Raw genomic sequence first — 24,670 nt, 5'->3', positions numbered from 1 at the left:
CGGGCCGGCCGACCTGAGAACCTGGAAGCGGCGTCGCCTCAGCCTCGTAAGGTCGAAGGAAAAACATGGCAAGCGCGCCGAATGAAGCCAATTTCGAAGGGGCGGGTCTGGGGTTTTATGTCTTTTATGGAAAGGAGTTGCGTTCGATGGCTTCGCTCTTTCGCGTCTGCGAACGAAGCCAATCGCGCAGAGGTTGCGTGGAGGAAGATCGATCGAGTGGCCCGAGACGGCATCGGGCGGGCGTGATCGAGAAAGCGCGCCGAACGAAGCCAATTTCGAGGGCCGTGTTCGCGGGTTAAGTGATTATGCGTTGTGTGGTTGCGGCCGATGGGTTCGTCTTCGGGGTGGCGCGAACGAAGCCAAACCCGGGGCTATCGCGGCCGCGGCGTCCGGACGGGGGCCTGGGCGGTGGTGGGGTCTTCGGGCCAGGGGTGTTTGGGATAGCGGTTGCGGAGGTCCTTGCGGACCTGGTGGTAGGTGTTGGTCCAGAAGCTCTTGAGGTCGGCCGTGACCTGGACGGGGCGCTGGTTGGGGCCGAGGAGTTCCAGGAGGAGCGGCACGCGGCCTCGGGCCAGGCGCGGGGTCTCGGGCCAGCCGAACAGCTCCTGGAGCTTGGCCGACAGGGTCGGCTGGCGGCCGGGCTCGTAGGTCAGGCGGACGACCCGGCCGCTGGGGATGGTCAGGGTCTCGGGGGCGCAGGCGGCCAGTTCCCGGGCCTGGGCGGGGGCGATCAGGGTCTCCAAAAAGTGGACCTTCCCCGCCTGGCGGACCTGATCGGCCCGGGTCTTGCCGTGGCAGAGGACCTCCAGCGGGCCGACGAGGGCCTCGTCCGTCAGCTCCGACCAACCCAGCTCGGGGACGGCCTCGCGGACGAAGTCGTAGCGGGCGAGCCAGGCCGAGGCCGCCGCGTCGTCCTGGAAAACCTCGCGGGCGCGGGGGCGGAGTGCTTCGAACAGGGCGCGGGAAGCCTCGCGAGAGTCCGGGGGCTTGGCGGGATCTTCACGGATCAAAAGATCCTCGTACCAGAGCCGGTTCATGGCGACGACCCGTTCCCGGTCGAGGTCGTACTCCACGCTCCGCTCGCGGCGGATCGACTGCGGCACCAACTCCTCCAGCCACTCCAACCGCACGGCGCTGGCGAGGTTGACCATCAGCTCCAGCACCCCCTGGCGGTTGCGTTCCTCGCGCGGGTCGAGGGCCAGGAAGAACTCCCCCTCGCGGACGACCGACTCGCGGGCCAGCCGGACGCCCCGGCCGCCGACCATCACGCCGGTCTCTTCGGATCCCCTTCGCCGGACGACGCGGTCGGGATAGGCCAGGATCAGGAGCTTGAGCAGGGCGTCCTCGCGGGCGTCGTCGTCCAGGGCCGACGGGCGGTCGGGGAGGCCCAGGCCCGAGGCCAGTCGGGCGAGGTCGTCGCGGACCTTGGCGACCTGCCGGGCCGCGACGGCGTCGATCCCCCGGGCCTGGAGCGCCGGGGCGAACCGCGAGGCCTCGGCCTCGGCCAGCAGGTCGAGCCGGCCCAGCATGTCGGAGAGCCCCCGGTGGCCCGCCGGGCGCCGGCGCTCGGCCACGTCCTTCTCCGAGAGCAGGGCGGCGAGCGCCGCGCCTTCGTGGAGGAGCCCCTCGTCGGCCGCGGCGAGGAGCAACCGGGCGAGCCGGGGCTGGACCGGCAGGGCGAGCATCCGTCCGCCGACGGGGGTGATCCGGCGGGTGGCGGCGTCGAACGCGCCGAGGCGGGCGAGAAGCGACTCGGCAGCCTCGATCCGGTCGGCGGCGGGGGGCTCGTACCAGCCGAAGGCGGCGGGCTCGGTCACGCCCCAGGAGTGGAGCGTCAGCAGGGTGGAGCCCAGGTCGACGCGGTGGACCTCGGCCTCGTCGAACGGCTCCAGCAGGGCGTGCCGCTGCTCCGACCAGAGCCGGATCGCGCGCCCGGGCCCGGTGCGGCCCGCCCGCCCGGCGCGCTGGTCGGCCGAGGCCTTGCTGATGGTCTGGAGGTCCAGCCGGTCGAGCCCGCGCGAGGCGTCGTGGCGGGCCACCCGCGCCAGGCCCGAGTCGATCACGGTCGTCACGCCGTCGATCGTCAGCGAGGTCTCGGCGATGTTCGTGGAAAGGATGATCTTGCGTTGATGCGAGGGCCGGAGCGCGGCGTCCTGCTCGTCGGCCGGGAGCGAGCCGTGGAGCGGCAGCACGCGGGCGTCGAACCGGGCGGCGACCGGCGCCAGCTCGCGCTGGGCGCGGCGGATCTCGGCCATGCCGGGGAGGAAGACGAGGACGTGGCCCCGGGCGTCGGCGGCGGGCTCGGCCAGGGCGTCGGCGACGGCCCCGGCGATGGTCGCCGGGTCGGCCGGCCGGGGGGCGTCGCGGTAGCTCAGGGCGATCGGGAAGGTGCGGCCGGGGACCTCGATCACCGGGGCGTCGAGGAACCGGGCGACCGGCCCGGCGTCGAGCGTGGCCGACATCACGACGAGGCGGAGGTCGGTCCGCACCTCGCGGCGGACCTCGCGCAGCAGGGCGATCGCCAGGTCGGTGTGCAGGCTCCGCTCGTGGAACTCGTCGAGGACGACGGTCCCGACCCCCTCCAGGAACGGGTCGGCGAGGAGCCTCCGGGTGAGGATCCCCTCGGTCATGATGAGGAGCCGCGTGGCGGCCGTGGCGCGGCGGTCGAACCGGACGTGGTAGCCGACCTCGCGGCCGAGCGTCCAGCCTTGCTCGTCGGCGATCCGGGCGGCCGTCGACCGCGCGGCGACCCGGCGGGGCTGGAGCACGATCACGCGGCCCTCGACGCCGCCGCGGACGATCGCGGGGGGGACGCGGGTCGTCTTGCCCGAGCCCGGCTCCGCGACCAGGACCAGCGCCCCGCGGCCTCGGAGGGCGTCGAGGACCTTGGGCAGGCTGGGGTCGATGGGGAGCGGGATCATGGCGCGGGAGGCTCGGCTCGGCCGGGACGCGGGGCTTTCGAAACGCGACGAAGCGGGGGGCCGCCCCGCTTCGCGACGATCGTCCGGGATCCCAGCGTACCGTCAGTTCTTGATCTTGAGAACCGGGACGAGCCGGTTGTTGAGGAACCGATAGTAGGTGCCGGCAGGCTTGAGGGTCTGGCCGTTGGTGGCCCGGCCCCGGGCGTTGCCGGCGAAGGCGTAGGCGGTGTTCTCGTTGGCCCGGAACTGGACCCGCCCGGCGCGGCCGATGAGGCGGTTGGGCCCCTCGCCGGCGACCAGGGTGGTGTGGCCGAACCAGCCGTGGGCGATCGAGTAGCCGCCGCCGGCCTTGACGTGGTTCCGGCCGCCGAGGCCGCCGTTCACGGTGGCCGGGACCAGCACGTCGTCGGAGACCGTGATCCGGTCGTTGGCCTTGGAGCCGTAGGCGACGATCTGCGAGAGCTCGTCGGCCGAGGGCTGGATCCGGTCGAGCATGCCGTTGACGACGACCTGGATCCGCTGGCTGGCCGGGATCGTGGGGGCCGGCACCTGGTTGACCTCGATGGTGTTCGTGCCGCCGTAGAACTTGCCGAGGGCCGGCGGCTGGGCGATCAGGACGTCGCCGATCTGGCGGACGGCGGTGGTGTCGCCGGCGGTGAAGACCCGGAACCGCTGGACGCTGGTGGTGCCGTCCGCGGGGTCGGTCGCCGTGACGGTGATCGTGGCGCTTTGGCCCGGCCCGGCGGACGTGGTGTCGATCAGCAGGGCGCCGTTGGGGTTCGTGTCGGTGATCGTGGAGCCGACGATGGTCACCGGGTTGTCCGGCACCGAGACCTCGCTGCCCCCGGCCGGGGCGCTGACGGCGACCTGCGACAGCTCGGTGAGGGTGTCGAAGCCGGAGACCTGCTGGCCGAAGATCGTGTACTGCTGACTGAGGGCGGACTGGGGCCCGAAGGTGATGAAGAACTGGGCGTCGCCCGAGTCGGGCGAGCTGGACCGGGCCAGGGCGAGCTGGCCGTAGCTGTTGAAGTCGACCGCCGGGTCCACCTCGAGTCCGATCGTCGGCAGCCCGCTCGACGACGCGGTGCCGGTCGCGCTGTTGGACCCGCCCTGGGCGACGAAGCCGGCCAGGATGCGGGGGAAGAACCGGCCGGTGTTGACGTAGTAGCCGTTGTTGCTGAAGTTGGTGATCCGCTCGACCGTGTTGGGGGCGACCTCCGGGAAGAACTGGAAGGTCATCGGCTCGTTCAGGATCGTCGGGTCGCCGGTCTCGGAGGAGAGGTGCTGGACGTGGATCGTCCAGAACTGGCCGTCGGCTACGTCCACCTTGATGTTGGGGTTGTCGGAGGTGGCCGTGAAGGTCTGGCTCGGGGCGTTGCTGGCGCTGCCGTCCAGGGCGAGCTGATAGCCCTGCCCGGCGGGGGCCGCGACGTCGGGGATCGGGGCGAGCGAGGCGGTCATCAGCTGGCGGGTCTCGAGCGGCTCCAGGGCGGGCCGGCGCTTGGATCGCTGGGCGGCGTTCTGGGGTGCTCCGCTCGCTTGCGACCTCGCAAGGGACGGGTTCCTCCGAAAGACTCGGTGCCACATACGCTGCCTCCTGGCGATTCCCGTCCTGTCCATCCCGGCCCCGACCGCGTCCCGATCCGGCCGCCGAGGCGGGCCGGCCGGCGTCCGAAGCCGACGCGACCAGGGGTTGTATCGGCCCTCCGAGATTTTCCGCTTGAGTCGGTTTCGCCCGCCGGCCCGACTTGCCCCCCGGGCCGACCGCCGCCGCGCCGCGGGCGATCCCCAGGTCGTTGGGGCGTCACGACTTGGCCATCCTAGGCGGGCGGCCGTCATTGACAGGGGCGGGCGAGGGGCCTATAGTTGGGCTGGCCCTACGTCCGCGCATGCACGTGCGGGCCCCATATCTCCGCGACCCAGGCAGGTCCGCCTCGATACCGATACTCCTACGTCAGGGACGCGCACGGACGTCTTGTTGGGGATGAGCCCCGTTGAGCGAGCACGAGTTGCAGCCACCCTCCCCGGAATCCGCCAGCGGCCGCACGCCCGCCTCGGGCTCGCGCGCCCAGGGGACCTCGCGACCGTCGCCGTCGTCCGCGACGCCGCGTCCCCGCGCAGGATCGGCGGCCGCCGCGGCCGACGGCGATTCGCCGACCATCGTCCGGGGGGGGAGCACGAACTCCGGGCGCGGGCCCGACCCCGCCCGAGCGGCCGCGCCCCCGCCGGCCCCCCGGCCGGGCGACGTGATGGGGACGTTCGTGCTCGAGGAGGCGATCGGCGCCGGCGGCATGGGGGCCGTGTTCCGCGCCCACGACGCTACCCTCGACCGCCAGGTCGCGCTGAAGCTCCTCCCCCCCGACCAGGTGGACGACCCGGAGGTGGTCCAGCGGTTCTACCAGGAGGGCCGGTCGGCGGCCCGGCTCGACCACGAGAACATCGCGAGGGTCTACAGCCTCGGCCAGGACGGGCCCTTCCACTACATCGTCTTCGAGTACGTCGAGGGGGAGACGATCCGCCGCCGCGTCGACGAGGGGGGGCCGATGCCGGTGGTCGAGGCGGTGGACGTCACGCTCCAGATCGCCCAGGCCCTGGTCCACGCCGCCATCCGGGGGGTCGTCCACCGCGACGTCAAGCCGTCGAACATCATCATCACCCCCGAGGGCCGGGCCAAGCTCGTGGACATGGGCCTGGCCCGACGGTTCGAGCGCCGCAGCGAGCGCGGCGGGCTGACCCAGACCGGCATGACCCTGGGGACGTTCGACTACATCAGCCCCGAGCAGGCGCGCGACCCCCGCGACGTGGACGTCCGCAGCGACCTCTACTCTCTGGGCTGCACCCTCTTCCACATGCTGACCGGCCAGCCCCCGTTCCCCGGCGGGACGGTCCTCCAGAAGCTGCTCCAGCACCAGGAGGAGGAGCCGCCGGACGTCCGCGAGCTGAACCCGGCCGTGCCCCCGGCGCTGGCGAAAGTGATCGACAAGCTGATGGCGAAGGATCGGGACCGCCGCTGCCAGTCGCCCGAGCAGCTGGTGCGCGACCTGCTCCAGGTCGCCGGCCGGGCCGGGCTGGCGCTCCCCCACTTCGAGGTCCCGGCCCCGCAGGCGGCCCGCCCGTCCTGGGAACGCCCCCTGATGCTGCTGACCCCCCTGGGCTTCGTGCTGCTGGCGGCGGGCCTGTTCTTCTGGTCGCGCGAGCTGGCCGACCCCTCGGCGTCGGCCCCGGTGGTCGAGTACGGCCCCTTGCGGGCGGCCTCGCGGACCCCGCCCGCCCTCGCCTCGGCCGCCGGCCCGGCCGCGCCGACGGCCGCCGCCCCCCGGAAGATCGACGTCCGGCCTGGGGAGGACCTGGCGGCGGTGATCGCCGCGGCCCCCCACAAGGCCGTGGTCACCCTCACCGAGGACGGCCCCTACCTGCTCGGCCCCGCCGCCCGCGCGACGGCCCCCCGATCCGACGCCCCCAGGGACGTGACGATCCGGGCCGAGGCCGGCCGCCGGCCCGTGCTCCGGTTCGCCTCCGACGGCCGGGGCGGCGACCGCCCGGCGCCCTCGCTGCTCGCCTTCTCGCGAGGCCGCGTGGCGATCGAGGGGCTGACCTTCGAGGCCGAGGACCGGGCGCTCGACGACCGCGTGGCGGCGATCCTCCTGGACGACGCCGAGCTGAGGCTCAAGGGCTGCACGTTCCGACGCCCGCCCGACGCCTCGGCCGGACCCGGGCTGCCGGCGGTCCGCAGCCGCTCCGCCCGACCCGACCCGTCGGCCGGCGACCGGCCCCCGCCCGTCGTCGCCGAGCAGTGCCATTTCGACCCCGGCGCCGTCGCCATCGACTGCGACGGGCCGGCCGATTTGCAGCTCGTCGACTGCACCTTCGGCCCCGGCGCCGCGGCGCTGCGGCTGGACGACTCCGACGCGACGTCTCCCGGCACTCGCGACGTCCTGCTCCGCCGCTGCAGCTTCATGGCCGGAGCCTCCCCGCTGTTCGAGGTCCGCGGGTCGCAGGCGCGATTCCAGGTCGACGACTGCGTCTTCGCCCCGGCCGACCCCGTCGCGCCGGGCCGGAGCCTGGCCCTCGTCGACGCCCCCAAGGCCCTGGCCTGGTCCGGCCGCGCCAACCTGTTCGGGAAGTTCGAGGGTTTCCTGGAAGTGGCCGGCAAGCCCTCCTCCGAGGACGCCGTTCGCGACTTCGACCGCTGGCGGTCCGACCTCCGCGAGGTCCGCTCGACGATCGCCTCTTCCCCCGTGTGGGAGGCGCCCGACGCGGCGCGGGAGCTGTCCCTCGGCCGCGAGGCACCCTCCCGCGCCTTCCGGCTCGCGGCCGGATACGCCCGCAGCGCCCCCCTGGGAGCGGGCAAGGGCCCGTTCGGCGCCCCGATCGCCGACGCCTCCCGCGCCTCGGCCGCGTCCCCGGCGGCCGCGATGACCGCCGCCGCCTCCGAGCCCCCCCAGGTGGGCCCGACGGCCCCGAACGCGGCCTCGGCCGCGGCCGAGCCCGCCCCTCGGGCCGCGGACCGCCCCGCCTCGAATCCCTCGACCGCCGACGCCAACGCGACCGGGACCGGCTCGGACATGCTTCCGACGCCCCCGCCGGAGGTGGTCGCCTCGATCGACGACGAGCCCCCCAGCATCCCGACCATGCCCCCGATGGCCAAGCTGGACCCCGACGACGAGCCCCGCTTCGAGGTCACGACGGCCGCCCCCGCCGCCGCCGCCGCGATCGAGCCGAAGGCCGTCGCCGCGCCCGCCGCGACCGACCGCCCCCGTCCTCGCCCCGAGCCCCCCCTCGGCGCGGCCGCCGAGGACGTGGCGCGGAGCGCGGAGCAGCTGCAGAACCTGATCGCGCACCTCGGCCCCGGCGGGGGCGAGGTGCACGTCGCGGCCGGCGTGGACCTGGAGCTGTCGACGATCGACCTCCCCCCCGGCTCGTGGACCCTCAGGGCCGAGCCCGGCGACCGCCGCCCTCGACTGCGGTTCCGGCCCTCGCCGTTCGGCTCGCCCTCCGCGTCGAGCTGGACCTGCCTGTTCAACGTCCAGGGGGGCGAGCTGAACCTTCACGGGCTCGACATCCTGGTCCAGGACCTCGACCACCAGTCGATGGGCCGGATGGCCGCCGTGGGACTGACGGCCGGCGCGGCGCTAGAGATGACCGACTGCACCGTCAGCCTGGTCGGCCAGGCGCCGGCGCACGCGGCCGTCGCCGTGCTCCCCCCGAAGGCCGCCCCCGCCCCGGCCGGCCCCGCGGTCGATCCGGCCGTGGTCCGCATCCGCGACGCGTTCGTCCGGACCGTGGGCGACGCGATCGCCGTTTCCTCCAACCAGAGGCTCGACGCCCGCCTGGACAACGTGGTCGTCGCCGCCGACGGCGGCCTGTTGCACGCCCAGGGCTGCACCACGCCCTCGCGCGAGACGCCGTCGCTGTCGCTCCGCCTGGACCGGGCCCTGTGCCGCGTCAAGGGGGGGCTGGTCCACCTGGAGACCTCGATCGACGAGGTCGAACTGCCCCTCGCCCAGGTCGACGCCCGCGACTCGATCCTCAGCACCGGGGCCGACGGAGCCCCCCTCTTCCGCGTCGACGGCCGGGGCCGGGCCGACGACCTGGCCGACCGCATCCGCTGGACCGGCGAGGACGTCGGCTACCACGAGATCACCATCTACCGCGCCGACGACGGCGGCCAGACCGGCGTCCCCCCCCAGCGCTACGCTCGCAACGATTGGCTCAACAACTTCGTCTCCCGGGACGACGCGGCCGTGATCGACGTGGAGTTCGCCGACCGCAAGGCCCCCTCGCTCCCCGCCCGCCTGCTCTCGCCCGAGTCGCTCCGCCTCGCCCCGCGCAGCCCCCTCGCCCGCAAGGGCCCGGACTTCGCCGCCATCCCCGCCGCCCCCGGCGCGGGGTCCTGAAGCGGCTCACGAGGGATCCGGACGGCCTTCTCACGCGTCTTCCCCCTCATCCGGCCCTGACGGGCCACCTTCCCCCGCCAGGGGGGAAGGACGTTGGGAGCATCGCTCGCAGGGTTTGCTCGGCCGCCCGGCGGTCGCCGGATTCCAGCGCGGCCCGGGCAGCGGTCAGGGCGGCGAGCTGCTCGGCGCGGAAGGGGACGGCGGCGCCGGGCACGGGGGGGGCCGGGACCAGCGTCCGCGCGATCGCCGCGCCCAGGTCGTCGAGCCCCGTCCCCGACTCGGCCGAGACGACCACGAAGGGCGCGGTCCCGAGCACCTCGGCCGGTTCCCAGGCGGCCGGCAGGTCGGCCTTGCTGGCGACGATCAGGGTGGGGCCCGTCGGCTCGGCTCGGTCGTCCAGGGGCCCGGATCGGTCGAGGACGTGCAGCGTCAGGTCGGCTCGCGCCCGCTCGCGGAGGGCGCGCTCGACGCCCGATCGCTCCACCAGGTCCTCGGCCTCGCGGACGCCGGCCGTGTCGACCAGCTCCACCGGCCAGCCGTCGAACGCGGTGCGGATCGTCACCGCGTCGCGCGTCGTCCCCGGCGTCGGCGAGACGATCGCCCGCGCGTAGCCGGCCATCGCGTTGAGGAGCCGGCTCTTGCCCACGTTCGGCCTCCCCGCGATCACCACCCGCCAGCCCCCGACCAGCCGCAAACCGACCCGCGCTCGATCGATCAACGTTTCCAGCCGTGACGCGAGGTCCCGATCGCCCGCCCCGATCAGGTCGGCGATCTCCCGATCGAGCGCCCCCTGGGCCTGCTCCAGCAGGATCTCGGCCGTCCGGAGCGTCGGGGCCTGAGCCAGGTCCTCCCACGCCGAGGCGACGATCGGGCTCGGCGTCGAGGCCGCGAGGATCGCCTCGGGCTCGACGATCCGCGCCCCCTCCCCTTGCAAGGCTTCCACGACCATCGCGATCGCCGCCGAACCCCCGTGGCACTGGATCTCGACCCCGCCCGGCTCGCCGTCGAGCACCACCGCGACGACTTCGTCCCCCAGCCCCGCTCCGAGGCGTCCGAAGCGAGGGCGTCGCGGGGGCGTCGCGGCCAGGCCCTGGCCGCTGGCCGGCCGGAACGCCGCGTCGGCCGCATCGAGGGCGCCTGGACCCCAGACGCGCACGACGGCGACGGCCCCCCGGCCGGTGGGGGTGAGGACGCAGGCCATGGGCCGATTCGCCGGTTCGTTCGCTCGCAAGCCGCTCGACCCTCCCTCGTCCACCGTCGCTCGACGCGACCCCTTCGTCATGATAGATTACCCGGGCGTCTCGAAGCCGAGGGCCCCAGCAAGGATCGCGCATGGCGTACTGGTTGTTCAAGTCCGAGCCGGAATCGTACGCGTTCGCCGACCTGGAGCGGGACGGGACGACGGGCTGGAACGGCGTGCGGAACTTCCAGGCGAGGAACTTCCTGCGGGACTCGATCCGGGTCGGCGACGGGGTGCTGTTCTACCACTCGAACGCCGATCCGGCGGCCGTCGCGGGGATCGCCGAGGTCGTCGAGGCGGGGCATCCCGACCCCTCCGCCTTCGACCCCGACTCGGACTACCACGACCCCAAGAGCAAGCCCGACGCCCCGACCTGGTTCCAGGTGACGATCCAGGCCGTTCGGCCCGTCGACCCGCCGATCCCCCTGGCGAGGCTCCGCGAGGTCCCCGCGCTGGCCGGCATGGAGCTGCTCCGCAAGGGGAGCCGGCTCTCGGTGCAGCCGGTGACGGACGACGAGTGGAAGGTCGTCCTGGAGCTGGCGGGGATCGAGGCAACCACGAAGCCGAAGAAGGCGAAGTCAATGAAAGGCTGAGAGAGCCATGGCGAAACTGGAACACTTCGCGATCTACGCGGCCGACCTGGAGGCCCTCAAGGACTTCTACGTCGAGGTCATGGGCCTGAAGCTCGCCCGCGTCGGCGGCGGCAACCCGCCCGGCGGCTACTTCCTGGCCGACGACCACGGCGGCGCCATCGAGATCATCGCCCGCCCCGAAGGCGAGTCCAACGCCCGCCAGCGCTGGGTCTGCCACCTGGCCTTCTGGGTCGACGACGTCGCCGCCAAGCAGGCCGAGCTGGAGAAGCTGGGACTCGTCTTCGAAACCGACACCGCGAACTTCGACGACGCGATCCAGACCTCGTTCTTCCACGACCCCGAGGGCAACCGCTGCCAGCTCGTCTGGCGTCGCGAGCCGCTGACGTGAACGGCCCGGAAAGCTCGCTGCGATTCGTCCCGAGCGGCGTCGACGGCCTGCCGGACGTCGCGGAGGTCGTCTTCTTCCCGGACCGCCTGGAGTTGCTCTCCCAGGGGCGATGGGTCGTCGTCCGGTTCCTGGACATCGCCCAGTGGCCGCATGACGGCTGGTTCTATCGCTTGCTGGCCAGGCTTGGTCTCGGCGTTCGCGGCCGGGCCTACGTCGCGGATCGCGACTGGTTCCATTCGCCCGATCGCCGGTTCTTCCGCTTCTTCACCGAGCCTCCGATCACCGTCTACATGGCCGATGAGCCCTTCGAGACCGACTACGGTTCAACGCTCTTCCGTCGCCTTCAGGATGTGATTTTGGAGGGCGGCTTCTGCTCTTGGGATCTCGGTTGATTCGACCCTGACCACGCGGGGTGATGCCGGGGGACCAGAAGAGACGAGGCGATGCGGACGCCCTACCTGGGTGTGTCGTTGAAGGGGACCGCGCAGACCTGGACCGTGTCCTGGTAGACGATGTAACCGGGTTTACTGGTCCTCAAGATGTCCAAATGATGGTCGTGCTCGATCAGGATCTCGACGAGCCGCCAGATGTGTCGCACCAGGTCGTCCGCGCCGGCCTTGAACCAGAAGATCGCCTCGGGGCGGATCCTCGATCGGTCGGGCAGCGGCAGATGGGCCTGGAACCATTCGAGGGTGAGCCCGAGTCGTTCTTGCTCGTCCGGGGCAAGCGCGCCGCCCTTGAAGAGTTCATAGGCCGGTGCGAAGACGCCCTGACGATTCGAGGAATCCTCGTCGATCCGGGACACCACGAAGCGCAGGAACGTCTCGGACCCGGTCGGCTTGACCGATGACGGCGTCACCCGCTCACCCCTTGATGACGCCCACAGGCCGGAGGCGGGCGACCTTCTTGGAGATGTCGGCCTTGTCCACGACGTCGACGACGAGGTCGACGTCCTTGTAGGCGGCGGGCTGCTCCTCGGCGAGGCCCTTGTGGCCGCGCGCCCGGGCGATGATGCCGATGGCGTCCAGCTCGCGGTCGATGCGCCGGCCCTCGGCCAGGCGGACGGCGGCGGTGCGGCTCATCATCCGGCCCGCGCCGTGGCAGCTCGACCCGAACGAGTGGATCATGCTGCCGGGCTGGCCGGCGAGGACCCAGCTGGCCGTCCCCATGCTGCCGGGGATGATGACGGGCTGGCCGGTCTCGGCGTACAGCTCGGGGATCTCGGGGTGGCCCGGGGGGAAGGCCCGCGTGGCCCCCTTGCGGTGGACGCAGACCTGCTTGCGGACCCCGCCGCCGACGTCGTGCTCCTCGAACTTGGCGATGTTGTGCGCCACGTCGTAGATCAGGTCCATCCCCAGCTCCTCCCAGGGCTTCTCGAAGACCTTCGCGAAGACCTGCCGCGCCTGGTGCGTGAGCAACTGCCTGTTGCACCAGGCGTAGTTGGCGGCGGCCCGCATGGCCCCCAGGTAGGCCTGACCCTCGGGGCTCCGCACCGGCGCGCAGACGAGCTGACGGTCCGGGAGGGTGAAGCCGTACTTCTTGGGGGCGTCCTTGAACACGCCCAGGAAGTCGTCGCACACCTGATAGCCCAGCCCGCGCGAGCCCGAGTGGATCAGCACCGTGACCTGGCCCTCGTGCAGCCCCATCACCTTCGCGGCGGGCTCGTCGAGGATCCGGTCGACCACCTGGACCTCCAGGAAGTGGTTGCCCGAGCCGAGCGTCCCGCACTGGTCGGCCCCCCGCATGATCGCCCGGTCGCTCACCCGGCCGGGGTCGGCGCCGTCGAGACGGCCGCGGGCCTCGGCGAACTCCACGTCGCGGTCGGCCCCCCAGCCCTTATTCACGACGTACGAGACCCCCTGCTCCATCAGCTCGGCGAGCTGCGGCTTGGTGAACGTGAACACCCCGCGCTGGCCGACGCCGGTGGGGATGTCGCGGAAGAGCTGCTCCACGAGCGGGCGGATCTTGCCCTTCACGTCGGACCATTCCAGGTCGGTGCGGAGGAGCCGGACGCCGCAGTTGATGTCGTAGCCGACGCCGCCGGGCGAGATCACGCCCCCCTGCTCCGGGTCGGTCGCGGCGACTCCGCCGATGCAGAAGCCGTAGCCCCAGTGGATGTCGGGCATCGCCAGGCTGGCCTTCTGGATGCCCGGCAGCGTGGCGACGTTCGCCACCTGCTCCGGGCCCTGGTCGGCCTTGATGTGGCCGATCAGGTGCTCATCGGCGAAGATCATCCCGTCGACCCGCATGTCTTCGCGGTAGGACTTCGGGATCCGATACTGGAAGGGCGACACCTGCTCCAGCGGCCCCGCGTATCCGGCCTTCGTCGTCGCCATCGTCGTGCCTCCCACCCGTCTCGGTCGGTCGAGACGCCCTCGTCGATCCATTCGCGTTCGTCGGGTCAAGGACGCCGCCGGCGGGCGTCGGGTTCGCCGGGCCTCCGGGAATCTCCTCGCAACCTTCAGGCCAGGGCCCGCGCCAGGGCCTCGCCGGTGGCCGTGCCGGACCTCGCCACGTCCTCGGGAGTCCCGGCGGCGACGATCCGGCCGCCGTCCTCGCCCGCACCTGGGCCGAGGTCCAGGATCCAGTCCGCGGCGAGCATGACCTCCGTGCTATGCTCGATCACGATCACGGAATGCCCTCGGTCGACGAGGTTCGACAGGGCCTCGATCAGCCGGGCCATGTCGGCCGGGTGGAGCCCGGCGGTCGGCTCGTCGAGCAGGAAGAGCGTGTGGGCGACGTTCCCCGCGCGGTTGAGAGCGGCGGTCGAGCTGGCGAGGAAGGCCGCCAGCTTCAGGCGCTGGGCCTCGCCGCCGGAGAGGGTCGCGGCGGGCTGGCCGAGCCGCAGGTAGTCCAGCCCGACCTCCAGGAGCGGGCGGAGCCGGGCCTGGATCTTCGGCCGGCTGCGGAAGAAGCCGAAGGCCTCGCGGCCGGTCAGGTCGAGCACCTCGGCGATGGTCTTGCCGCGGTAGGTGACGTCCAGGATCTCCGGCCGGTAGCGCGTCCCCTTGCAGTCCGGGCAGCGGACCGTCACGTTGGGGAGGTACTGCATGTCGATCCGCCGGAACCCCTCCCCCTTGCAGGCCGAGCACCGCCCGCCGTCGACGTTGAAGCTGAACATGGCCGGGCCGTAGTGCCGCAGCTTGGCCTCGTGGGTCGCGGCGAACGTGCGCCTGACTTCGTCGAAGACCTTCAGGAAGGTCGCCGGATTGGACCGGCCCGACCGCCCGCAAGGCGACTGGTCCAGCAGCACCACCTCGGCCAGGTCCTCGCCCCCCTCCATCGCGTCGAACGGCGCGGTCGGGAGCGCCTGGCCGGCGAGCCGATTGCGGAGCGCCGGGTAGAGCGTCTCCTCGACGAGCGTGGACTTCCCCGCGCCGCTGACGCCGGTCACGACGCCCAGGACGCCGAGCGGGAAGGCCGCGTCGATCGCCTTGAGGTTCCGGCCCGAGGCGCCCTTCAAGGTCAGGAAACCGCGCGACGGCGGGCGGCGGGTCGCGGGGCGGTCGATCCGCCTTCGACCGGCCAGGAAGTCCCCGGTGGCCGACCCTTCGGCCGTCAGCAGCCCGGCGACGGGCCCGCTGTAGACCACGCGGCCCCCCGCCTCCCCCGCGCCGGGGCCGAGGTCGACGACGAGGTCGGCGGCGCGGAGGACGTCGGCGTCGTGCTCGACGACCACGAGGGTGTTGCCCTCGTCGCGGAGCGTCCGGAGGACCTCGACCACCCGGCCGACGTCGCGCGGGTGGAGGCCGTTCGTCGGCTCGTCGAGGACGTAGAGCGTCCCGACGAGGCCGGTCCCCAGGCTCCGCACCATCATCGCCCGCCGCAGCTCGCCGGCGGCCACGCCCCGCGCCGGGCGGTCGAGCGTCAGGTGGCCCAGGCCGATCCGCTCCAGCGCGTCGAGCCGCGCGGCGATCCGGGCGCGGAGCCTCGCGACGTCGGCCGGCTCGTCGGGACTTGCCCACGACGCCAGCACCGGCCGGGAGCGGGCGACGGCGAGGGCCGAGAACTCGGCGACGTTCAGCCCCTCGATCCGCACGGCGAGGGCCTCGGGCCGGAGCCGCGCCCCCCGGCAGTCGGGGCACGGGCGTCGGCTGCGAAGGCGCCGGAGCGCCGCCCCGCCCCGTCCTTCCTCGCGGCCCGCCTTTCGCTCGATCCGCTCGAAAAAGCCCGCCAGGCCGGGGAAGCCGGCGTCTGGGGCGCCCTCGACGAGCAGGCGGAGCTGGTCGGGCGACAGGTCGCGGAACGCCACGTCGACCGGGAGGCCCAGGCTCGGCGCCACGCGGAGCAGGCGGTCGCGCTCGGCCTTCTGGCCGCGGGCGTTCCAGGCGGCGACGGCCCCGTCGCGCAGCGACTTCGACGGGTCGGGGACGATCCGGTCCAGGTCGAGGTCGACGACCGCGCCGGTCCCCTCGCAGCGCGGGCAGGCGCCCAGGGGGCTCGTCCAGCGGAAGAGGTTGGGCTGGGGCTCGACGTGGTCGGTCCCGCATCGGCTGCATCGCCAGCCCCGGACGAACGTCCGCACGCCGGCCTCGAAGACGATCCGACAGCGCCCCTGGCCGCGGGCGAAGGCGGTCTCGATCGAGTCCAATCGGCGCTTCATCGCGTCGCGGCCCCGGATCAGGCGGTCGACGATCACGTCGAGCTGGGCGGGGCCTTCGGCCTCGAGCGGGCCGGCTGTCAGATCGACCAGGCTCGCGCCGACGCGGACCCGGGTCATCCCCTGCTCCAGGAGCGTCCTCCCGAGCGCGGGGGCGTCGGTCCCGGCGAGGATCTCGACGGGGAAGGCGATCTCGTAGCGGGCGGCTTCGGGGAGGGCGTCGACGGCCTCGGACACGGTGCGCGGGGTGGCCGGCAGGACGCGGTCGCCGCAGTTCCGGCAGAGGACCTCGCCGCGGCGGGCGAAGAGGAGGGCGAGGTGGTCGTGGGCCTCGGAGAGCGTGCCGACGGTGGCCCGCGCCGAGGGGCGGGAGGGGGCGGCCAGGGCGACGGCCGGCGGGATGCCCTCGATCCGGTCGACGTCGGGCTTCTCCAGCGGTTCGAGGAACTGCCGGGCGTAGGCCGAGAAGGTCTCGACGTAGCGGCGCTGGCCTTCGGCGTACAGGGTGTCGAGGGCCAGCGTGCTCTTGCCCGCGCCGCTGACGCCGGAGACGACGATGAGGCGGCCCAGGGGGAGGTCGAGGTCGATCCCCTTGAGGTTGTGGGTGCGGGCGCCTCGGAGGCGGATGCGGGCGTCGGGCTGGGGCATCGCGGCGACCTCCGGCGCGTGCGTCCGACGGCGTCCGACGCCGGTCGGCCGGGGGGAAATGGGAGCGGCGAGCCGGGGTGTCCGGCTCGCCGCGGGGTTGGCTGGGGTCGGGTTTCGGGCCCCGCTCCGGTCAGGGGGTGGCCTTGCGGAGGCTGAACCCGGTCTGGGTGAAGCCGTCGTCGTCCATCACGCTGTAGCTGCCGCCGAGGGTGAGGTACTTGGCGAAGACCTCGAAGTCGGGGAGCTTGGCGGGGTCGATGATCTGCGGGATGTCGGGGACGGGCTGGCCGGGGCGGCCGGCGGCCATGCCCTGCTTGAGGGCCTCTTCGAAACGGCCGCTCTTGAGCATGTCGTAGGTGAGGCGGGCCTGCTCGTCGGGGCGGACGAACGTCATGCCGCTGACCTTCTCGGGCAGCTCCTTGGCGACGCGCTGATACTCGGGGCTCTCGGCGAGCGGCGTGGCGCCGGGCCGGAGGACCTGTTCGAGCAGGGTCGTGTCGCTGGTGATGAGCAGCGAGTCCTTGGCGACGGCCACGCTGATGGGGCCCTTGAGCTGGGGCTGGACGCCGGCCTGGGCGGGCATCTCGGGGAGGTCGAAGTCGAGGATGGTCGTCCCCTGGAAGTCGCGCTTGCGGGGGGCGGCGCGGGAGATCTCGACGACCCGGTCGAGGGTGGCCTGGAAGGCCTTGGCGTCCTCGAGGGCGACCGAGAGGACGAGCCGCTGGCTGTCTTCCTTGATGGGCTTCTTGAAGTCGCCGATCAGGGTGAGGCGGTTCCCGAGGGGGCCGAAGACGTCCTTCTGGAAGCTGAGCGGCTGGCCCCCCTCGGGGCCGATGAGCTGCTGCTCCAGGACGTTGAGCATGCCGGGCTGGAACTGGTTGACGAGGTCGTCGATGGCCTTGTAGGCGTTGTCGAGGTCCCAGCTGAAGGTCTGGTAGCTGGCGACGGAGGCCGGCACCCAGGGCTCGGGCCGCAGGGCGGCGGGCGGGAACGAGAAGAGCTTGAGGAGGCCCTTGATCCCGCCGGCCGGGGCGTTGAAGAAGGTCTTGGTCAGGCTGCTGTACTCGCCCGCGTTGAGGGTCAGGGCGCCGCCGACCGACTTGAGGCCGTCGAGGCCGAGGGCCTGGATCTGGAAGGCGATCTGCTGGGCCTGGGCCTCATTGCCCCGGGCGCTGGCCGCGATGGCGAACTTGACGGCCTTGACCACGTCGATGTACCAGACGGCCTGGGCGGACTCGGCCCCGACCTTGGACTGGGTCTTGAGGAACGCCTCGCCGGCGCCGAGCGCCGCGGAGCCGCGGCCGGCGGCGTTGGAGGCCAGGTCCTTGATGGCCGCCACGTCGCTGCCGAGGAAGAAGACCTCGCCGGCGCTGGTCCAGACGACCGGCGGCGGGGGGGGCGTCTTGTCGTCGCCGCCGGCCGGCTTGTCCGGCGGCGTGATGATGTGCAGGGCGTTGTCCTGGAAGGTCTCCACCTTGACGGTGGCGCCGTTCTGCTCCGCCTGCTTGTCGCTGCGGGTCAGGACGTCGGTCATCTTCGCGGCGTTCGAACCGGCGTCGGCGATGATCGCCAGCGATACGGCCGGCTTGGCCGGGTCCGAGCCGGCGATCGCGGCGATGGCGACGGCGCCCTTGGGCAGCTCGAACAGCTCCTTCAGGGTGACGCCGACCTTCTCCTTCATGGCCTCGCTCGTCGGCTTGACCTTCTCGACCACGTCGGCCCGCAGGGCGGCGAGGGCCGGGTCGCTCCAGAGCTGGCCGTACGTGCTGGCGAGGAACGCCTCGCGGAACTTGCCGACGTCGGCGATCTTGAGGAAGAACAGGGTCGAGTCGGGCAGCACCTGCTCCGGCGGGGTCGCGGCGGCGGCGAGGTTCGCGCGCAGTCCGAGGCCCGTCGCTCCCAGGATCCCGACGAGGGCCAGGCGAAGAATCGCCCCCTTGGCCTTAGGCATCTCTTGTCACTCCATTCGTTCTGGCACGCCACGGTTCACCGACCGAGGAATCGAGACCTGTCACGCGGCCTCAAGGCCGATGACCCTACGCACGCACGCCGGGCTCCAAACAGCCCGACGGATCGCCGGCGGTGACCGACGAGCCTTTGATTCCGAACCCGCGATTCCTCGCGACCGGGCCCGTCCCGGCCTTCGCGCCCCGCCTTCGGGGTCACTTCGCCGTCGCCGCGTCGGCCCTCGGCCCCGCCAGGGCCTCGGGCTTCTCCCCACGGGGCCGCCGCGGCGGGTCGAGGTAGCGGTAGCCGCTGTTGGGGTTGGTCTTGTCGAACGAGAAGGCCTCGCGATGGCGGAGGAAGTCCTTGACGTAGGCGATCGGGATGGCGAACCCGAGATTGTCGGCCATGTCGGCCCGCGCGCCCCGGCTGGTGACCCCGATGACCTCTCCCCTCGCGTTGAAGAGCGGCCCGCCCGAGTTCCCCGGGTTGATCGCCGTGTCGGTCTGGAGGTAGAGCTGGCCTTCGAGGTTCCGGCTGCGATTGCTGACGATCCCCTGCGTCACGGAACGCTCCAGGCCCAGCGGGTTGCCCACCGCGAAGACCGAGTCCCCCGCGTTCACGTCCTCCCCATTACCCAGGATCACGTGGCTGGGTTTCACGTCCTCCGGCAGGGGGACCTTGATCAGGGCCAGGTCGAAGAACGGGTTGAGCGCGACGATCTCGACGTCGTCGATGCGGCGGCGGGCGAGGCCCCCGCCGGCGGTGTTCTGGTAGAGGATGGCGGAGATCCGCGTCTCCCCCTCGATCACGTGGGCGTTGGTGATCGCGTAGCCCTGGTCGTTGATCAGGAAGCCCGAACCCTTACCCGAGGGGGTCTCGATCGAGACGACCGACTCGCCGAACTTGGCGACGACCTCCTTGACTGGGGAGGGCCGCAGCAGGCCCGTCGAGAAGAAGCCCGAGGCGTCCACGGCGGTCGAGCCGGGGGCCGTCGGGGCCGCGAGGCCCGCCTCTTCGCCGGCGGACCGCCGGGCGATCGACTCGCGGGGGAGCTTCAGCAGGTCGTGCCCCAGGTCGACGTAGATCGCCTCCGGCTTCTCGGCCACGACCCGGCCGACGACCCGCTGGCCGTCCTTGAGGGTCAGCGTCTCGAAGCCGTCGCCGGGCGTCTCGCCGGCCCCGACGCCGGCCGCCAGGCCGAGCAGGGTCGCGGCGCCGATCACTCGAATCCCACGCATAGGCGGCGGAGTCCTTCTTGGTTCGTCCCGCGGATCTCGTCGCATCCTTCACGTCCCGGGCGGTCCATTGTAAAAGCCCGCGCGGCCGTTGCAACCCTGGCGACGGGAGCGGCTTCCCGAAAATCCGGCCGCCCCCGCGAAGCTTCCGCGCCAGTTTGCGAAAAGAACGGCTAAACTTGAAGACGACTTGACGGACTTTGACGGTTCGGGCTAGCTTCCCCCCCGGCGCCGCCCGGGAGGGTCCTCCCGCGCCCGCCGAAGCCCGTCCCCGTCTGAACGCCTCGGCCTCGTCCCATTCGACAGTCATAGACCAGGGGAGACAGTCCCGTGTGGATCCTCACTAGGCGGATCGCGCTTGCCCTCGCGCTCTCGACGACGGCCGCCGCCGGCGTCGCCCGGGCGCAGGACGCCGCCCCCGCGCCCGACCCGGCCGACGCGGTCCGGCCCGAGCCCGACCAGCCGCCGAAGCTGGTCCCCGACCTGCCCACGGTCCCCTGGCGGCACGACCGCCTCGCCTTCGGCTGGACCTCGATCAAGACCGCCCCCCTCCCCAAGGACCGCGAGGGGATCTGGGTGCTCGACTTCGCCTACAAGCCGCTCCGGATCCAGACCGTCGAGGTCCCCGGCAAGGGCCGTCGCTCGCTCCACTACCTCTACTACAAGGTGGTGAACCGGACCTCGTCCCCCCGCCCGTTCTACCCCCAGTTCATCATGGTGAACGAGCGCGGCCAGCGGTTCGAGGACGCCGTCGTCCGCGAGGCGATCCCCGTGATCCAGAACCGCGAGGACCCCACCATCCCCCTCCGAGGCGCGGTCGACATCATGGGCGTGATCCCGCCCAGCACCAAGGAAGGGGTCGACGACGCCGTCTTCGGCGTGGCCGTGTGGGACGACTGGGACCGGTCCTCCGACCGCTTCAGCATCTACGTCCGCGGCCTCTCCGACGGTTATAAAGAAATTACTCCGCCCGACGGCGGCAAGCCCCTCGTCAAATACAAGACGCTCCGCCTCGACTTCATCCGCCGCGGCGACGAGCGGAATATCGCCGAGAACGAGATCGAGCCCGCCGACCCGCCGTACGACTGGGTCTATTGGTGAGCCAGCCCGCGATCGGCCCCGCCCCCGAGCCTCAGCCGGCGTAGGGGGCCGGGTCCGTCAGGCCCAGGCGGGCGAAGGCGGCCAGGCGGAGGCGGCATGAGTCGCAACGGCCGCAGGCCAGGCCTTCGGGCGTGGGGTCGTAGCAGCTGTGGGTCAGGCCGTAGTCGACCCCCAACTCCAGCCCCCGACGGATGATCTCTTCCTTGGTGAGCTTCAGCAGCGGGGCGTGGATGCGGAACGCCCCCGCCCCCTCGACGCCCGCCTTCGTCGCCAGGTTCGCCAGGGCCTCGAAGGCCCGGAGGAACTCGGGCCGGCAGTCGGGATATCCCGAGTAGTCGACGCAGTTGACGCCGACGAACAGGTCGAAAGCCCCCAGCGTCTCGGCCCATCCCAGGGCCAGCGAGAGGAAGACGGTGTTGCGGGCGGGGACGTAGGTGATCGGGATCGACCCGGCCATCTCGGCCTCGTCGCGATCCTTGGGGACGTCGACGTCCGCCGTCAGGGCGCTGCCGCCGAAGGCCCGCAGGTCGATGGTCAGCTCGACGTGGCGGGCCACCCCCTGGGCCGCCGCCACCCGCCGGGCCGCCGCCATCTCGACGGCGTGCCGCTGCCCGTAGGCGATCGACAGCGCATAAGGCTCGAACCCCGCCGCCTTCGCCTCGGCCAGGGCCGTGGCCGAGTCCAGCCCGCCGCTGAGCAGGACCACCGCCGGACGCTTCTCGTTCTCGATACCGCTCACGAGGCGAACCCTCCCCCGCCGGACTCCCGCCGGTCCGCGATCCGGACTTGTCGGCGGGCCGAGCGTTCGGCTATTGTATCACGATCGGCGGGGGACCGGCGTGCGCGGCCTTGCGCTGCGCCCCGACTTCCCCGGACCGCCCGTCCCCGGCGCGGCCGAATCCGGACGCGGGGGACCTGGATCAATCGACGCAACGGATTCTCAGAGAAGGTAGAGCGATGGCTCACAAAAAAGGACAGGGCTCCAGCCGCAACGGCCGCGACTCGAACCCCCAGATGCTCGGCATCAAGCTCTACGGGGGCCAGGCGGCCCAGCCGGGGAGCATCATCTGCCGCCAGCGCGGCACCCGCTGGAGGCCCGGCAAGAACGTCGGCGTCGGCCGCGACTGGACCATCTTCTCGCTGGTCCAGGGCCGGGTGAAGTTCGACCAGGACGGCCGCCGGATCAACGTCGTGGCGGACGCCGCGACCGAGGCCGTCGCCAACTGACGACCTCGATCCCGAGCGAAGACCAAACCAAGGAGGGCGAGCGTCCCCAGGCCGTGGGCCGGGACGCTCGCTCTCCGTTCGCTTCACCGACCTTCGACAGACTTCCACCGGATCGAGTCGCTCCATGTTCGCGGATCGCGTCACCATCAACGTTCGCGGGGGGGACGGGGGCAACGGCTGCCTCAGCTTCCGGCGCGAGAAGTACGTCCCCAAGGGGGGGCCCAACGGCGGCGACGGCGGCGACGGCGGCGACGTGATCATCCGCGCGGCCGAGGGGCTCACCAACCTCGCCCACCTGTCGCACCAGCGGCACTGGAAGGCGGAGCGGGGCGAGCACGGCCAGGGGTCGAACTGCTTCGGCAAGCGGGGCGAGCCCATCACCATCGACGTCCCCCCGGGCACGATCATCCGCGACCGCGACCGCGGCCACGTCCTCCGCGACCTCAAGCACGACGGCGACCAAGTCGTCGTCGCCAAGGGGGGGCGGGGCGGCCACGGCAACACCTTCTTCAAGTCGTCCACCAACCGCGCCCCCCGGCAGCACGAGGCCGGGCTCCCCGGCGAGGAACGCTGGCTCGTCCTGGAGCTGAAGGTCATCGCCGACGTCGGCCTGATCGGGCTGCCCAACGCCGGCAAGTCGACCCTCCTCTCGCGGATCTCCCGCGCCCATCCCGAGATCGCCGACTACCCGTTCACGACCAAGTACCCGAACCTGGGGACCGTGGTCGTCGACTCCGAGAACGCGTTCGTCGTGGCCGACATCCCCGGCCTGATCGAGGGCGCGCACGCCGGCCACGGCCTGGGCCACGAGTTCCTCCGCCACGTCGAGCGCACCGGCCTGCTCGTCCACCTGGTCGAGGCCGCGCCGATGGACGGCTCGGACCCGGTCCGCAACTACGAGATGATCCGCCAGGAGCTGAAGCAGTACAGCCTGGCGCTGGCCGAGCGGCCCGAGCTGGTCGTGGTCACCAAGATGGACCTCACCGACGCCGAGGAGGCCCGCGACCGGATCGCCCGCGAGATCGGCCGCGAGGTCCTTTCGATCTCGGCCGTCACCGGCAAGGGCGTCCCCCAGCTCCTTCGCGCCATCCAGGAGAAGCTCCGCAGCCGTCCGGACGACGAGGAGGAGGCCGAGGACCGGCCCCAGTCGCCCCCCTCGATCCAGGATCCGGTCCCCGCCGCGAGCGAATGACCATGCCCCCACCCCGGATCGTCGCCGACATCGGCAACTCCCGGCTCAAGTGGGCGCGCCTGGACGACCGAGGGGTCCTCGGCCCGACCGTCGCCCTCCCGCTCGACGACCCCACCACCTGGGGCGTCGTCCTCGACGGCTGGCTCCGCGACGCGGCCGGCGCGGCGTCGTGGGCCGTCTCGTCGGTCAACCCCCCCCTGGCCGACCGCCTGGAGGCGTTCCTCACCGGGCGCGGGCCCGCCGAGTTCCGCTGGTTCCGCACCGCCGCCGAGGTCCCCCTGGCGAAGGACGTCGAGGGGGCCGAGACCGGCGGCTCCGACCGCGCCCTTGCCGTGCTCGGGGCCCTGCGGCTCCTGGGGGCGGGACGGCCGATCCTGGTCGTCTCGTGCGGGACCGCGATCACCATCGAGCGCGTCACCGCCGACGGCGTCTGGCAAGGGGGCGTCATCGCCATGGGCCTCGGCCTGTGCGCCCGGGCCCTGCACCACTTCACCGCGCAGCTCCCGATGGTCGCGCCGGGACCCGACGCCCCGGCCTGGGGCCGATCGACGGTCCCCTCGCTGGAGGCCGGCGTCTTCTGGGGGACGGCGGGGGCCGTCCGCGAGCTGCTGGCGCGCCAGCGGCCCGACCTGGGCGACCCGATGGTCGTCTGGACCGGCGGCGACGCCTTCCGCCTCGCCCCGGCCGTGGAAGGGCCCGCCGCCCGCGTCGTCCCCGACCTCGTCCTCCAGGGCCTCGCCCACGCCGCCTTCCCGAGCCAACCATGACCAACCAAGCGACCGCGACCCCAACGTCCGAACCCAACGCCCTCCGCTGGGGCTTCCTCGGCGCGGGCCGCATGGCCTCGGCCCTGGTGAAGGGCATGATCCGCGCCGGGGTGGCGACGCCCGACCGGATCGCCGCCAGCGACCCGATCTCCGCCGCCCGGGACGAGCTGGGCCGCGAGGCCGGGATCTCCGTGCATCCGACGAACCGGCCGGTGCTCGACTCCGCCGACGTGATCGTCCTGGCGGTCAAGCCGCAGAGCATGGCGGCGGTGCTCGCCGAGATCGCCCCGGCGCTCGCCCCGCGACATCTGATCGTCTCGATCGCGGCCGGCGTCTCGATCGTGACGATGGCCGACGCGCTGGGGGCCTCGGCCCGGATCGTCCGGGTGATGCCCAACACCCCGGCCCTGCTGGGCGAGGGCGCCTCGGCCTTCGCGCTCGGCCCCAACGCGACCGACGCCGACGCCGAGGCCGTCCATCGCCTCCTGGACTCGGTGGGCCGGGCGGTGCGGGTGCCGGAATCGCAGCTCGACGCCGTGACGGGGCTCTCCGGCAGCGGCCCGGCGTTCGTCTACATGATCATCGAGGCCCTGTCCGACGGCGGCGTCCGCGCCGGGCTCCCTCGGGACGTGGCCACGACCCTCGCCGCCCAGACGGTCCTGGGCGCGGCGAAGATGGTCCTGGAGACGAAGCTCCACCCCGGCGCCCTGAAGGACCAGGTGACCAGCCCCGGCGGCACGACGATCGCCGGCGTGCAGGTCCTCGAACGCCGGGCCCTCCGCGGCGCCCTCATCGACGCCGTGGAGGCCGCCTCCCGCCGCTCGGCCGAGCTGGCGGCCATCGCGCGGTCTTGACGGGGTGTCGCTCGCGACACCATCCAATGGTCCGGGGCTCTGGACGGACGTCGCTTCGCG

18 protein-coding genes are annotated in these 24,670 nt (G+C 72.6%); 9 read left to right on the top strand and 9 right to left on the bottom strand.

The genetic code is table 11. The annotated features are described in order from the left end of the window. Nucleotides 1-371: 371 nt before the first annotated feature. Nucleotides 372-2,921 (bottom strand): ATP-dependent helicase HrpB, encoded by a 2,550-nt coding sequence (gene hrpB / locus G6O68_RS13195; protein ID WP_165248451.1) that lies wholly within the window; start codon nucleotides 2,919-2,921, stop codon nucleotides 372-374. Between the two features lie 102 nt (nucleotides 2,922-3,023). Then, a complete protein-coding gene (locus tag G6O68_RS13190; protein WP_206108088.1) occupies nucleotides 3,024-4,508 on the bottom strand; it encodes a peptidylprolyl isomerase in 1,485 nt (494 codons plus the stop codon). A 407-nt stretch (nucleotides 4,509-4,915) separates the two neighbouring features. Between G6O68_RS13190 and G6O68_RS13185 the strand changes: the two genes are divergently transcribed. Further along, nucleotides 4,916-8,818, top strand: a complete 3,903-nt coding sequence (locus G6O68_RS13185; RefSeq protein WP_165248447.1) for a serine/threonine-protein kinase — start codon at nucleotides 4,916-4,918, stop codon at nucleotides 8,816-8,818. 46 nt (nucleotides 8,819-8,864) lie between these two features. Here G6O68_RS13185 and G6O68_RS13180 read toward each other — a convergent pair whose 3' ends face one another. After that, nucleotides 8,865-10,019 carry a GTPase gene (locus G6O68_RS13180; protein WP_165248445.1) on the bottom strand — a complete coding sequence of 385 codons (1,155 nt, stop codon included), beginning with the start codon at nucleotides 10,017-10,019 and terminating at the stop codon, nucleotides 8,865-8,867. A gap of 131 nt (nucleotides 10,020-10,150) precedes the next feature. Between G6O68_RS13180 and G6O68_RS13175 the strand changes: the two genes are divergently transcribed. The 3 genes from G6O68_RS13175 to G6O68_RS13165 are packed head-to-tail and all read left to right on the top strand — an operon-like array spanning nucleotide 10,151 to nucleotide 11,431. Beyond that, nucleotides 10,151-10,651, top strand: a complete 501-nt coding sequence (locus G6O68_RS13175; RefSeq protein WP_165248443.1) for an EVE domain-containing protein — start codon at nucleotides 10,151-10,153, stop codon at nucleotides 10,649-10,651. Nucleotides 10,652-10,658: 7 nt separating this feature from the next. Next, nucleotides 10,659-11,039: a VOC family protein gene (locus G6O68_RS13170; RefSeq protein WP_165248441.1), complete on the top strand. Its 381-nt coding sequence runs from the start codon at nucleotides 10,659-10,661 to the stop codon at nucleotides 11,037-11,039. Next, nucleotides 11,036-11,431 carry a hypothetical protein gene (locus G6O68_RS13165; RefSeq protein ID WP_165248439.1) on the top strand — a complete coding sequence of 132 codons (396 nt, stop codon included), beginning with the start codon at nucleotides 11,036-11,038 and terminating at the stop codon, nucleotides 11,429-11,431. The genes G6O68_RS13170 and G6O68_RS13165 overlap by 4 nt, the downstream gene beginning before the upstream one ends. A 62-nt stretch (nucleotides 11,432-11,493) precedes the next feature. Here the strand turns inward: G6O68_RS13165 and G6O68_RS13160 are convergent, their stop codons facing one another. The 5 genes from G6O68_RS13160 to G6O68_RS13140 all read right to left on the bottom strand — a co-directional run bounded on the left by G6O68_RS13160 (nucleotide 11,494) and on the right by G6O68_RS13140 (nucleotide 19,472). Next, complete coding sequence (locus G6O68_RS13160; protein ID WP_165248437.1) at nucleotides 11,494-11,898, bottom strand: hypothetical protein; 405 nt, start codon at nucleotides 11,896-11,898, stop codon at nucleotides 11,494-11,496. 4 nt (nucleotides 11,899-11,902) lie between these two features. Next, nucleotides 11,903-13,375 carry an RtcB family protein gene (locus tag G6O68_RS13155; protein ID WP_165248435.1) on the bottom strand — a complete coding sequence of 491 codons (1,473 nt, stop codon included), beginning with the start codon at nucleotides 13,373-13,375 and terminating at the stop codon, nucleotides 11,903-11,905. 125 nt (nucleotides 13,376-13,500) lie between these two features. Then, the gene (uvrA, locus tag G6O68_RS13150; RefSeq protein ID WP_165248433.1) at nucleotides 13,501-16,287 is read right to left on the bottom strand and encodes an excinuclease ABC subunit UvrA; all 2,787 of its coding nucleotides are present in this window, start codon (nucleotides 16,285-16,287) and stop codon (nucleotides 13,501-13,503) included. Between the two features lie 130 nt (nucleotides 16,288-16,417). After that, on the bottom strand, nucleotides 16,418-18,238 hold the full coding sequence (locus G6O68_RS13145) for a hypothetical protein (protein WP_165248431.1): 1,821 nt from the start codon (nucleotides 18,236-18,238) through the stop codon (nucleotides 16,418-16,420). A 211-nt stretch (nucleotides 18,239-18,449) separates the two neighbouring features. Continuing rightward, nucleotides 18,450-19,472, bottom strand: coding sequence for a S1C family serine protease (locus G6O68_RS13140; protein ID WP_240911163.1), 1,023 nt, complete (start codon nucleotides 19,470-19,472; stop codon nucleotides 18,450-18,452). Between the two features lie 327 nt (nucleotides 19,473-19,799). On the opposite strand from G6O68_RS13140, the gene G6O68_RS13135 reads away from it, so the two are divergent. After that, nucleotides 19,800-20,570, top strand: coding sequence for a hypothetical protein (locus tag G6O68_RS13135; protein ID WP_165248426.1), 771 nt, complete (start codon nucleotides 19,800-19,802; stop codon nucleotides 20,568-20,570). A 31-nt stretch (nucleotides 20,571-20,601) separates the two neighbouring features. On the opposite strand, the gene queC is transcribed toward G6O68_RS13135, so the two are convergent. After that, complete coding sequence (queC, locus tag G6O68_RS13130) at nucleotides 20,602-21,309, bottom strand: 7-cyano-7-deazaguanine synthase QueC (protein ID WP_240911162.1); 708 nt, start codon at nucleotides 21,307-21,309, stop codon at nucleotides 20,602-20,604. 218 nt (nucleotides 21,310-21,527) lie between these two features. Here queC and rpmA point away from each other — a divergent pair, with 218 nt between their 5' ends. From rpmA to proC, 4 genes are all read left to right on the top strand, one after another. Beyond that, a complete protein-coding gene (gene rpmA, locus G6O68_RS13125; RefSeq protein ID WP_165248424.1) occupies nucleotides 21,528-21,797 on the top strand; it encodes a 50S ribosomal protein L27 in 270 nt (89 codons plus the stop codon). A gap of 124 nt (nucleotides 21,798-21,921) precedes the next feature. Continuing rightward, a complete protein-coding gene (gene obgE / locus G6O68_RS13120; protein WP_165248422.1) occupies nucleotides 21,922-22,989 on the top strand; it encodes a GTPase ObgE in 1,068 nt (355 codons plus the stop codon). Between the two features lie 2 nt (nucleotides 22,990-22,991). Further along, entirely contained in the window at nucleotides 22,992-23,756 is a 765-nt protein-coding gene (locus G6O68_RS13115; protein WP_165248420.1) for a type III pantothenate kinase, read from the top strand. Beyond that, nucleotides 23,753-24,610 carry a pyrroline-5-carboxylate reductase gene (gene proC / locus G6O68_RS13110; RefSeq protein ID WP_165248418.1) on the top strand — a complete coding sequence of 286 codons (858 nt, stop codon included), beginning with the start codon at nucleotides 23,753-23,755 and terminating at the stop codon, nucleotides 24,608-24,610. Before G6O68_RS13115 ends, proC begins: the two co-directional genes overlap by 4 nt. Nucleotides 24,611-24,670: the final 60 nt, after the last annotated feature.

The sequence above is a fragment of the Paludisphaera soli genome, assembly GCF_011064595.1.
Taxonomy (GTDB): domain Bacteria; phylum Planctomycetota; class Planctomycetia; order Isosphaerales; family Isosphaeraceae; genus Paludisphaera; species Paludisphaera soli.
Note: the sequence above shows the minus strand (reverse complement) of the source record. Positions and strands in the feature narration are given on the sequence as shown.